At 69.6% G+C, this 9,819-nt stretch carries 12 protein-coding genes; 8 read left to right on the forward strand and 4 right to left on the reverse strand.

Going from position 1 to position 9,819, the window contains the following annotated elements:
- A partial coding sequence (locus AB1609_08475) for a putative sulfate exporter family transporter (GenBank protein MEW6046503.1) occupies window positions 1-766 on the reverse strand: 766 nt, incomplete at its 3' end.
- A gap of 271 nt (window positions 767-1,037) precedes the next feature.
- On the opposite strand from AB1609_08475, the gene AB1609_08480 reads away from it, so the two are divergent.
- The 4 genes from AB1609_08480 to AB1609_08495 all read left to right on the forward strand — a co-directional run bounded on the left by AB1609_08480 (window position 1,038) and on the right by AB1609_08495 (window position 5,400).
- Window positions 1,038-2,189 carry a LacI family DNA-binding transcriptional regulator gene (locus AB1609_08480; protein ID MEW6046504.1) on the forward strand — a complete coding sequence of 384 codons (1,152 nt, stop codon included), beginning with the start codon at window positions 1,038-1,040 and terminating at the stop codon, window positions 2,187-2,189.
- Window positions 2,190-2,270: 81 nt separating this feature from the next.
- Entirely contained in the window at window positions 2,271-3,575 is a 1,305-nt protein-coding gene (locus tag AB1609_08485) for an ABC transporter substrate-binding protein (protein ID MEW6046505.1), read from the forward strand.
- Between the two features lie 95 nt (window positions 3,576-3,670).
- Window positions 3,671-4,540, forward strand: coding sequence for a sugar ABC transporter permease (locus tag AB1609_08490; protein ID MEW6046506.1), 870 nt, complete (start codon window positions 3,671-3,673; stop codon window positions 4,538-4,540).
- Window positions 4,537-5,400, forward strand: coding sequence for a carbohydrate ABC transporter permease (locus tag AB1609_08495; GenBank protein ID MEW6046507.1), 864 nt, complete (start codon window positions 4,537-4,539; stop codon window positions 5,398-5,400). Before AB1609_08490 ends, AB1609_08495 begins: the two co-directional genes overlap by 4 nt.
- Here AB1609_08495 and meaB read toward each other — a convergent pair.
- Window positions 5,390-6,394, reverse strand: coding sequence for a methylmalonyl Co-A mutase-associated GTPase MeaB (gene meaB / locus AB1609_08500; protein MEW6046508.1), 1,005 nt, complete (start codon window positions 6,392-6,394; stop codon window positions 5,390-5,392). The two genes, AB1609_08495 and meaB, sit on opposite strands and share 11 nt — an antisense overlap.
- Complete coding sequence (locus AB1609_08505; protein MEW6046509.1) at window positions 6,394-6,711, reverse strand: hypothetical protein; 318 nt, start codon at window positions 6,709-6,711, stop codon at window positions 6,394-6,396. Before AB1609_08505 ends, meaB begins: the two co-directional genes overlap by 1 nt.
- A 313-nt stretch (window positions 6,712-7,024) precedes the next feature.
- On the opposite strand from AB1609_08505, the gene AB1609_08510 reads away from it, so the two are divergent.
- Genes AB1609_08510 through AB1609_08525 form a run of 4 tightly spaced genes read left to right on the forward strand, consistent with a single transcriptional unit; the run spans window position 7,025 to window position 9,389 of the window.
- Entirely contained in the window at window positions 7,025-7,423 is a 399-nt protein-coding gene (locus AB1609_08510; protein MEW6046510.1) for a DsrE/DsrF/DrsH-like family protein, read from the forward strand.
- A 15-nt stretch (window positions 7,424-7,438) separates the two neighbouring features.
- Window positions 7,439-7,723 (forward strand): sulfurtransferase TusA family protein, encoded by a 285-nt coding sequence (locus tag AB1609_08515; protein ID MEW6046511.1) that lies wholly within the window; start codon window positions 7,439-7,441, stop codon window positions 7,721-7,723.
- Window positions 7,724-7,738: 15 nt separating this feature from the next.
- A complete protein-coding gene (locus AB1609_08520; GenBank protein MEW6046512.1) occupies window positions 7,739-8,887 on the forward strand; it encodes an FAD-dependent oxidoreductase in 1,149 nt (382 codons plus the stop codon).
- Between the two features lie 58 nt (window positions 8,888-8,945).
- Window positions 8,946-9,389 (forward strand): DUF1641 domain-containing protein, encoded by a 444-nt coding sequence (locus tag AB1609_08525; GenBank protein MEW6046513.1) that lies wholly within the window; start codon window positions 8,946-8,948, stop codon window positions 9,387-9,389.
- Window positions 9,390-9,501: 112 nt separating this feature from the next.
- On the opposite strand, the gene AB1609_08530 is transcribed toward AB1609_08525, so the two are convergent.
- On the reverse strand, window positions 9,502-9,819 hold a 318-nt coding region (locus AB1609_08530; protein ID MEW6046514.1), incomplete at its 5' end, for an ABC transporter permease subunit.

Consider the following 9,819-nt stretch of genomic DNA (forward strand, 5'->3'; position numbering starts at 1 on the left):
AGCGCCGCCACGCGTCGACGATGACGCAAAGCCCGCGGCGGCCGTCGCCCGCAGCGGCCAGGGCGGCCGCCACCAGGCCGATGAGGCAGTTCTGCGCCACCTTGACGACCGAGGCGACCCGCAGCGCCCCCTCCCCCAGCATGGATCCGGCCGCCAGCACGGTGGCCGTCGTGTCCAGGTTGCTGCCGACCCAGGCGCCGGCCACCGGCGAGGGCAGGTGGAGCCACCGCGCCATCAGCGGCTGAAGCACGCTCATCGGCAGCCCCGTCAGGATGACGAGGGCCGTGACCAGACCCAGCTGCTCGCTCTGGGCACGGACGGCCGCGGCGGTGGCCGCTGCCCCGGACAGGCCCGACACCGCCACGGCTGAACAGAGCACGGACCGCAGCCGCCGGTCCAGCGCAAGCTTCGTCGCCAGCCACCACGTGAACGCAAACACGGTGACGACGCCGAGGGCCACCAGCGCCAGGCCCCGGCCGCCCACGCTGCGCACCTGGCCGAGGGGCACGGACGCACCCAGCAGTACGAGGCCGACCTTCAAGAAGACCTCGCTGCGGGCCAGCCGCCTCACCACGTGGAACCGGCCCATCCGGCGCCCGAACGTTCCGGCACCGGCTCCCAGCAGCATCGCCCACAGGGGGTAGCCGTCCGACCAACCGGTCGCGCCCGTCAGCGTGCGGGCCACGAGGGCCAATCCCCCAAGCAGGCTGCCCGCCAGGGCCCACCGCAACGCGTCAGCCGTTACCAGGGGACGCCACGAAGCCAACCAAAGCCGGCCATCCCCACCAGCAACAGGCCCACGGCCACCGCGATCCAGTCGTCCAGGTACTCGCGCGACTTCCTGTGCCGAGCCAAGCGGCACGCCCCCCACCCCGTCCTCCTGGCCAGGTCACCGGCAGGATATGCCCAGGCTAGGACCCGGGTGCTGGACCGGCCGAAGGGGGGAAGCAGGCAGGGGATGGGCGGCGGTGTGTGGAAACGGTTGAATACAACCGGTTGTATTTCGCGACGTGACCGGGAAGGAAGCCATCGGGGCTGTGAAGCCCAGCATTGCGCACGTGGCCAGGGAGGCAGGGGTCTCCAAGTCAACGGTCTCCAGGGCCCTGGCGGGCGATCGCCGGGTCAAGGCCGAGACGCGGCTTCGCATCGAGGAGGCGGCCAGGCGCCTGGGCTACAGCCGCCACCGTATTGCGAGCGCCCTCGCCCGGGGGCGAACGTTCATGGTGGCGGTGGCAACGCCGGCGCCGCCCCGCAGCTTCTCCGACCCGTTCTTCCTGGAGTTCCTGGGAGCTCTCGGCGACCGGCTCACCTCCGCCGGCTACAACCTGGTGCTGACCCTCCCTGACCGCCCGGCCGCTTCCGAGTCGCGAGACCTTCCGGCCTCGGCGCCCGGCAGCCTCGAAGACCTGGTGGTCGGCAGCATGGTGGACGGGGCCGTGTTGACCGAGATTGCCGCCGATGACCCGCGCCTTGCGATGCTGATGCAGCACCAGGTGCCGTTTGTGACGCTCGGGACGCCCGAACCGGCGGCCGGCGGCTCCGCGGACCGGCTCTTCAGCGTGGACGGTGACAACGCCGGCGGCGCCCGGCTCGCCGTGCAGCATCTGATCGAGCTGGGCCATCGCGAGATCGCCTGCGTGACCGGCCCCCTGCACCTGGTCGCCGCGCGCCGCCGATTGTCGGGCTTCACCGGGGCCATGGAGCGTGCCGGCGCTTGCGTGCCGCCACACCGGGTGGTCGAAGCTGACTTCACCCGGGAGGGCGGCTTCGCGGCAGCCCGGCGACTGATCGAGGCAGAGCGGGCCGCGTTCGCAGGCGTGCGGCTGAGCGCCATTTTCGCGTGCAACGACCTGATGGCCATCGGGGTCATCGAGGCACTTCGGGACGCCGGGCTTCGGGTGCCTGAGGACGTATCGGTGGTGGGGTTCGACGGGATCAACCTGGGAAGGCTGGTCGACCCTCCCCTCACCACGGCCGCGCAACCCATCCGCCAGCTCGGCACGCTGGTGGCCGAACTCCTGCTGGAGCAAATCGGCCGCCGCCACCGGCCCGACCGGGACCTCCCGGCCGCCGGCCCCGAGCCCGGTGCCCGGTCGGTCGTCGTTCCCTGCGTATTGCATCCCGGGCGTTCCACGGCCCCGGCCAACGAGAGCGCTGAGGCCGCGGGGAGCTCCCGAAGGGGGGTGTAGCAGCCGCCGTCAGGATGCGAGCAAGGGCCTGGCAGGCCCGGCATGGCGCAGTTCAGCTACCGGCCTGGAAGGAGGGCCCTCATGAAGGAGCGTTCGCAGCGTTGGGCTCGTTTTAGGCGCCTTGGTTTGGCGTTGTTGATGGTGGCCCTGCCGGCCGCCGCCTTCTCCTTGCCCGGCCTTGCGGCCCCCCGCACGGTCACCATGCTGGGCACCTGGGGCGGGCAGGAACTGGAAGCGTTCCTGAAGGTCCTGGAGCCCTTCGAGAAGGAGACCGGCATCAAGGTGGAGTTCACGGGCACCCGGGACCTGCCGGCGGTGCTGACCACCCGCGTGGCGGCCGGCAACCCTCCGGACCTGGCGGCGCTGCCCAACCCCGGCCAGATGCGTGAACTGGCCGCCGAGGGTCACCTGGTCGACCTCTCCAAAGTGCTCGACATGAACACGCTCAAAAACCAGTACGCCCCCGTCTGGATCGACCTGGGGAGCTACCAGGGCAAGCTGCACGCCATCTTCATCTCCGCCGACCTGAAGAGCCTGGTGTGGTACAACCCGAAGGCGTTCGCTGCCCGGGGGTACACCGTCCCGAAGACCTGGGACGAGCTCATGAGCCTCACCGAACGGATCGCCGCAGGCGGCGTGACGCCCTGGGCCATCGGGCTGGAGAGCGGTGCAGCCAGCGGCTGGCCGGGCACCGACTGGATCGAGGACATCATGCTCCGGACGGCCGGGCCTGAGGTCTACGACCAGTGGGTGGCCCACCAGATCCCGTGGACGGACGCCCGGGTGAAGCGGGCGTGGGAGATCTTCGGGCAGATCGCCCGCAACCCGAGGTACGTGTACGGCGGCACCACCGGCGCGCTGTCGACCAACTTCGGGGATGCGCCCAACTTCCTGTTCACGTCGCCGCCCAGGGCGTACCTGCACCGGCAGGCCACGTTCATCCAGAGCTTCATCCGCCAGAACAACCCGGGCCTGGTGGCGGGCCAGGACTACGACTTCTTCGCACTGCCGCCCATCGATGCGCGCTGGGGCACACCCGCCCTGGGCGCAGCCGACATGGTCGGCATGCTGCGCGACACGCCCGAAGCTCGCAAGGTGATGCAGTACCTGGCCTCGCCGGCGGCCCAGGAGCGCTGGGTGGCAGCGCTCGGGAAGCTCTCCGCCAACCGGGCGGTGCGCATGGAGGTCTACCCCGACCCGCTCACCCGCAAAGCGGCCCAGATCCTGGTCAGCGCCGAGGTCTTCCGCTTCGACGGATCCGACCTGATGCCGGCGGCAGTGGGATCGGGCGCCTTCTGGGAGGGGATCCTGCGCTACGTGGGCGGCGAGTCGCTGGATGACACGCTGCGCGCCATCGAGTCGGCTGCAAAGGACGCCTACCGCTGATCCCGTCACGGTGCGGCAGGGCCTCGCGGGCGGGAGCAGTGCCCGCCCCCGGGCCCTGCCGGGCCCACGGTCGAACTTTGAACGGAGGGACGTGAATGCAGCGCGGCAGAGCGTGGGCATGGGGCTTCACGGGGCCGGCCCTGCTGCTGGTCGGCTTCTACCTGGCCTACCCGACGCTCGGCACCGTCTACCTGAGCTTCTTCGACCGCCGGTCGCAGCACTTCGTCGGCTTCCACAACTACGTCGACCTGTTCACCTCCAGCGCCATGCGCACGGCCTTCCGCAACAACCTGCTGTGGCTTTTGGTCTTCACCGCCGCCACCGTGGGCCTGGGCCTGGTGCTCGCGGTGCTGGCGGACCGGGTGCGCTACGAGGCGGTGGCCAAGTCGGTCATCTTCCTGCCCATGGCCATTTCGTTCGTGGGAGCGGGCGTCATCTGGAAGTTCATCTACGCCTACCGGCCGGCGACTTCAGCCCAGATCGGGCTTGCGAACCAGCTTCTGATGCTGTTTGGGCGCGAGCCTGTGGGATGGCTCATCGAACGCCCGTGGATCAACAACCTGGCCCTCATTGCCGTGGGGGTCTGGATCTGGACCGGCTTTGCCATGGTGGTGCTGTCGGCCGCCTACAAGGGCATCCCGAGGGAACTGCTGGAGGCCGCCCGGGTCGACGGGGCCGGCGAGTGGCAGGTCTTCTGGAAGGTCAGCCTCCCGCTGCTCCAGTCCACCGTGGCCGTGGTGGCCACCACCATGGTCATCAACGTGCTGAAGGTGTTCGACATCGTCTACGTCATGACCAATGGCAACTTCGACACGGAAGTGATGGCCAACCGGATGTACAAGGAGATGTTCCAGTTCCGCCACTTCGGGCGCGCCAGCGCCATCGCGGTCATTCTGTTTTTGGCCATCGTGCCCGTCATGCTGGCCAACATCCGCCGCTTCAGGCAGCAGGAGGCCGAGCGATGAGGGGCCGCTCCGTTGGCGGCACCGCGCCCGGCGCCCTGGTCGACACGGTGGTGGTGCTGGTGGCGCTGGCGTGGTTGCTGCCGACCCTGGGGCTTCTGGTCAGCTCGCTCCGGCCGGCGCCGGACGTGGCGGGTTCCGGGTGGTGGACCATCTTTGCCAACCCCTTCGACCTGACCCGGTGGACGCTCGAAAACTACCGGCACGTCCTCGGCCAGCAGGGGATGGGCCGGGCCTTTTTCAACAGCTTCCTCATCACGGTGCCGGCCACGCTGCTGCCCATCCTGCTGGCGTCGCTCGCTGCCTTTGCGTTCGCCTGGCTCGACTTTCCGGGGCGGCAGGTGCTGTTTCTTGCGGTGGTGGCCTTTCTCGTCGTGCCGCTGCAGATGACCTTCGTCCCGATCCTCCGGATTTACAGCCAGAGCGGCCTGGCGGGGACGCTCGCCGGGCTGTGGCTTGCCCACACCGGCTACGGGCTGCCCTTCGCCATCTACCTGATGCGCAACTTCTTCGCGTCACTCCCGGAAGAGGTGTTCGAGTCGGCATACATCGACGGCGCCTCGCCGCTGTCGGCGTTCTTCCGGCTGGCGCTGCCCATGTCCACGCCGGCGCTCGCGTCGCTGGCGATTTTCCAGTTCTTGTGGGTATGGAACGACCTGCTGGTCGCCCTCATCTACCTGGGCGGCGGCGCCCAGACCGCCCCGCTCACGCTCAAGCTCAGCAGCCTGGTGGGCAGCTTCGGGCAGGAGTGGCACGTGCTGACGGCGGCTGCGTTCGTCTCGATGGTGGTGCCCGTGGCCGTCTTCTTCGCCCTGCAGCGCTACTTCGTGCGCGGCATCCTGGCGGGGGCGGTCAAGGGGTAGGGTCGCCGGGCCGGTTGTCGCCAACGAGGCGGAGAGCCGCTTGATAGGAGGCGATCCGGCCCTGTGCCACCTGCTCCACCAGTTGCCCCCACAGCCCCGACTCCCGGGCCGCACCCAGATACCGGCGTTCCAGAGCGGCGAGCAGGGCGGCCCGCAGCTCCCACTCGGCCTGCGTGCGCCGGCGTTGGGCGCCGGCCGGCCCGGAGTCGAGGTAGCGGCGGTGCTGCTCCACGGCGTCGGCCAGTTCAGCGAAGCCGCTCTGGCGCACCGACGAGACCTGCAGCACCGGCGGCCTCCAGAGGCCCGGCGCCTCCGGCGAGAGCCCCAGGACGCTCATGATGGCCCGGTAGGCTTCATCGGCGCCCGGCAGATCGGACTTGTTCACCACCATGACGTCGCCGATCTCCACGATCCCGGCCTTGAGCGCCTGAACCTCGTCGCCGGCCGCCGGGTTGAACACCAGCACCACCGTGTGCGCCACCCCGAGCACGCCGACGTCGTTCTGGCCGGCGCCCACGGTCTCGACCAAAATGAGGTCCATGCCGGCCGCGTCCAGCACCCGCACCATACCGAACACCGAAAGCGCCAGCCCGCCCTGGTGGCCCCGGCTCGCCAGGCTGCGCATGAACAGCCCCGGGTCGTCGGCGGGAAGCCCCATCCGCAGCCGGTCGCCCAGCACGGCGCCGCCCGAGAACGGGCTCGACGGATCCACCGCAAGGATGCCGACCTTGCGTCCCTGCCGGCGCAGGTGCACGGCCAGGTGGCCGATGAGGGTGCTCTTCCCCGAACCCGGCGCGCCCGTGATGCCGACCACGTGCGCCCGGATGACCCCCGCGAGCAGCGCTTGAACGCCCGCTTCCTCGGCAGCGGCCGGCGCGTGCAACTCGCCGTCGAGGCTCGCCCTCTCCACGATGGTCAGGGCTCTGGCCACAGCCCCGCGGTCACCCGAGCGCACGCGCCGCGCCAGGTCAGGGAGCATGTCCCGCGCCGCCATCACGGGCGGTTCCCCCAGCCGGGCCAGGGCGGGCGGCCGCTTATGGCCCCGGGGAGCGGCCGCAAAGAGGGTTCGGAGAACGAGGGGCCAGGCCCCGAAGCGGCGGACCTCATCAGCGTCCGCAAGACCTGCCGTTCCGGCAGCTCCTCGACTTCCACCAGGTAAGGGATCCCGCCGACGCTCACCCGGAAGCGGCGAACGGGCCTGCCCACCCCTGGAAGGCTACCTGTGGCGCCGTGGCGGCCGCTGGCATCGCTGGCGTCCTCCTCGTTGTCCTGCTCGTCATCGCTGTCGTACACGCCCGGCTTCCAGGTCACAGGCACCCCTCCCAAACGCGCCGCCCCGCCTCGTTCCCGGCGCTCGCTTGTTGAGTTAAGCGCTTTCGCTTTTCATTTTACCCTCCCCTTTGCTCCCCGGGCTCCCTCCCGTTCCCGGCCCGAGGGAGCCGCGCCGGCCGACGGGCAGCTGCGGGCGGCATTCACCCCTCGAGGGGCGAAAGCCCCGGGCGTTTGCCCTCGGAAAGGATGGACAGTTGTCACTTGGTGACGGACTTCACAAGTCGTTACAGTGGGGTTGGATGATACCCTGCACGGCATGGTATCAACCCAACGGGGGAGGGAATACACGGCTATGCCGGATCGGCCGAAGCTGTCGATCGTCGTGCTGTCGCCCCAGTTGAGCAAGCTCCACGCCGCAAGCCTGATGGCGTCGGTGGCGGCATCGGCAGGCATGGAGGTCAACGTCTTCGCCACCATGGAGGCGCTGGGGCAGTTCCGCCGGTCCGTGATCGAAAGGCGGGACTTCGTGCTCGACGACGTGGGCCGGGAACTCGTGGCCAAGAAGGTCCCGCTCTTCTACGACCTGCTCCGCCAGGGGCGCGAACTCGGGGACCTCCACGTTTACGGCTGCGCCCTGGCGGCGGACGTGATGGGGTGGAAGCCCGAAGACTTCACCGACCTGGTGGAGGACGTCATCGGGGTCACCGCGTTTTTCGGCAAGTCGGAAGGCGCTCAGATCCTGACCATATAGGGAGGCGAGCGTTCGATGGCCATCGACAAGGCCACGGCAGGGCAGGCGGACAGCCTCAACGGCGCACAGGTCAAGCCCGACCGGGTCGTGGATGCCCGAGGGTCCTTTTGCCCGGGGCCTCTGATGGAACTCATCAAGACCATCAAGGCGCAGCCCGTCGGCACGGTGGTGGAACTCTGGTCGAGCGACCGGGGCTCGAGCAAAGACGTGCCGGAGTGGATCAAGAAGGCCGGCCACGACCTCCTCTACGTGCTCGAAGAGGGCGATCACTGGCGGATCGGCGTGCGAAAGGCGCGCTAGGGGGAGAAGGCGGCGGTGAGCAAGGTAAACCGCGTCCTGATTCTGGGCGGCGGGCCGGGCGGCACCATGGTGGCCAACCATCTGGCCCGGCGGCTGCGCGGCCGCATCGAAGCAGGGGCGCTCGAGGTCATCCAGTTGACCGCCTCCCCGTGGCACACCTACCAGCCCGGGTTCCTCTTCATGGCGTTCGGGGAGGCGCCGCTGTCCCGCTTTCAGCGGGAACAGGCGTCGCTTTTGGTTCCCGGCGTGAAGCTGGTCGTTGACCCGGCCGAGCAGATCGACGCGAAGGGGTCCCGGGTCATCACCCAAAACGGCGCCATCTACGCGTACGACTACCTCGTCATCGCGACCGGATCTTACCCTGACCCGACGCGAGTGCCCGGGATGGCCGAAGGGGCGCATGGCTTCTACACGGCCGAGGATGCGGTGCGGCTGCGGGACGCGCTTCGGCGGTTCGAGGGCGGCCGCATCGTCCTGACCGTGGACGTGCCGCACAAGTGCCCGGTCGCGCCCCTGGAGATGGTGTTCACCCTCGACCGCTACTTCCGCAGCCTGGGACGGCGGGACGGCGTGGAGGTCGTCTACACCTACCCGATCGGTCGCCTCCACTCGCTGCCGCCCGTGTCCGAGTGGGCCGCCGCCGAGTTCGAGCGGCGCGGCATCGTGGCGGAGACCTTCTTCAACGTGCAACGCCTCGATCCCGAATCCCGCAAGGTGTTCAGCCTGGAGGGCAGCGAGTACGACTACGACCTTTTGATCTCGGTCGCGCCCCACCGGGGTGCCCGCGTCATCTCGGATTCCGGGCTGGGTGACGAGCAGGGCTTCGTCGCCACCGACCGCTACACGCTGCAGGCGGCCGGCTACGACAACATCTACGTGGTGGGGGACGCCACGAACCTGCCCGTGAGCAAAGCCGGCTCCACTGCCCACTACGAGGCCGAGGTGGCGGCCGAGAACATCGCCGCCGCCCTGGAGGGGCAACCTCCGTCGCACCGCTACGACGGAAAGGTGTTCTGCTTCATCGAGGCGGGCGGCGAGGAGGGGAGCTACATCGAGTTCAGCTACACCCGGCCGCCGAGGCCGGCGAGGGCGTCGCCCATGCTGCACCAGTTCAAGCTGGCGTACAACGAACTCTACTGGCTCTCGGCGCGGGGGCTCCTGTAGCGAACAGGCGTGCGGCTTTCGGAGACGTCGCTTGCGAGGGAGGGACGGAAAAGAACCCATGCCTCAAAGCGCCAGCAACAACCAGACCCAGGCGGGCGCGCACAACGGCGCGCCGACGGCCGGCGTCCAGCAGCGCCTGCTCGCCCGGCTCGACGAACTCGAGGCTTCCGGTACCCTGGGGGTGCTCGCCGACCTGGCGGAGGCCCTCAAGGCGATGGTCGACTCGATGACGCCGGGGATCGTGGTGCGCATGGCGTCGCTTGCAGCCGAGGCCGGAGCGCTGGCGGACGAGCTTGTCCAGAACGGGCAGCCGGTGCTCCCGGACGCCCTGCGGGCGCTGGGAGCCGCCGCCAGGCAGGCTCGAACCCAGAAGAAGCCGCCAAGCCTCGGCCAGCTTGCCCGCCTTGCCACGGACGCGGACACGCGGCAGGGCCTTGCCTTCATGCTCCTGTTCGCAAGGGAACTCGGGAAGCGGCTGCCTCCGGCAAACCCAAAGGCGTAAACCGGGCGTACCGGCCCTCCCGGCCAGCCACCACTTGAAGCGCGTCTGTGGCCGAGCTATTCCCGCAGGCGTAGCCAAGGCTCTGCTGCGTCACCTTCCGCCGGGTGCGCCCTCACCTGGGTGATTGCAGCCCGGAGGCGATGGTGTTGAAGCACAGGGCCGCCGCGGCGAGAAAGAGGCCCGGCGCAGCCGCCGGCCAGAGGGAAAGGCCCAGGGCCTGCTGGGCCTCTTTCAAGAGGAGTCCCCACGACGGCGTGGGCGGCTGCAGCCCGAGGCCGAGGTAGCTCAACCCGGCGTCGGCCACGAGGGCGATGGCCGCCGACGCGGCCCCCTGGGCGAGCAGGGGCCGCGCCATGCCCGCCAGGAGGTGGTGGCGGGCAATGTGAGCCCAGGTGGCGCCCAGGGCTTGAGCCGCTTCCACGTAAGGCGC

Source organism: Bacillota bacterium (assembly GCA_040754675.1).
Classification (GTDB): Bacteria; Bacillota; Limnochordia; order Limnochordales; family Geochordaceae; genus Geochorda.

Excerpts from the sequence above, each read along its gene's own strand:
- AB1609_08485 (MEW6046505.1), top strand. The coding sequence starts at position 2,271 with ATGAAGGAGCGTTCGCAGCGTTGGGCTCGTTTTAGGCGCCTTGGTTTG.
- AB1609_08490 (MEW6046506.1), top strand. The coding sequence starts at position 3,671 with ATGCAGCGCGGCAGAGCGTGGGCATGGGGCTTCACGGGGCCGGCCCTG.
- AB1609_08495 (MEW6046507.1), top strand. The coding sequence starts at position 4,537 with ATGAGGGGCCGCTCCGTTGGCGGCACCGCGCCCGGCGCCCTGGTCGAC.
- meaB (MEW6046508.1), bottom strand. The coding sequence starts at position 6,394 with ATGGCGGCGCGGGACATGCTCCCTGACCTGGCGCGGCGCGTGCGCTCG.
- AB1609_08510 (MEW6046510.1), top strand. The coding sequence starts at position 7,025 with ATGCCGGATCGGCCGAAGCTGTCGATCGTCGTGCTGTCGCCCCAGTTG.
- AB1609_08515 (MEW6046511.1), top strand. The coding sequence starts at position 7,439 with ATGGCCATCGACAAGGCCACGGCAGGGCAGGCGGACAGCCTCAACGGC.
- AB1609_08525 (MEW6046513.1), top strand. The coding sequence starts at position 8,946 with ATGCCTCAAAGCGCCAGCAACAACCAGACCCAGGCGGGCGCGCACAAC.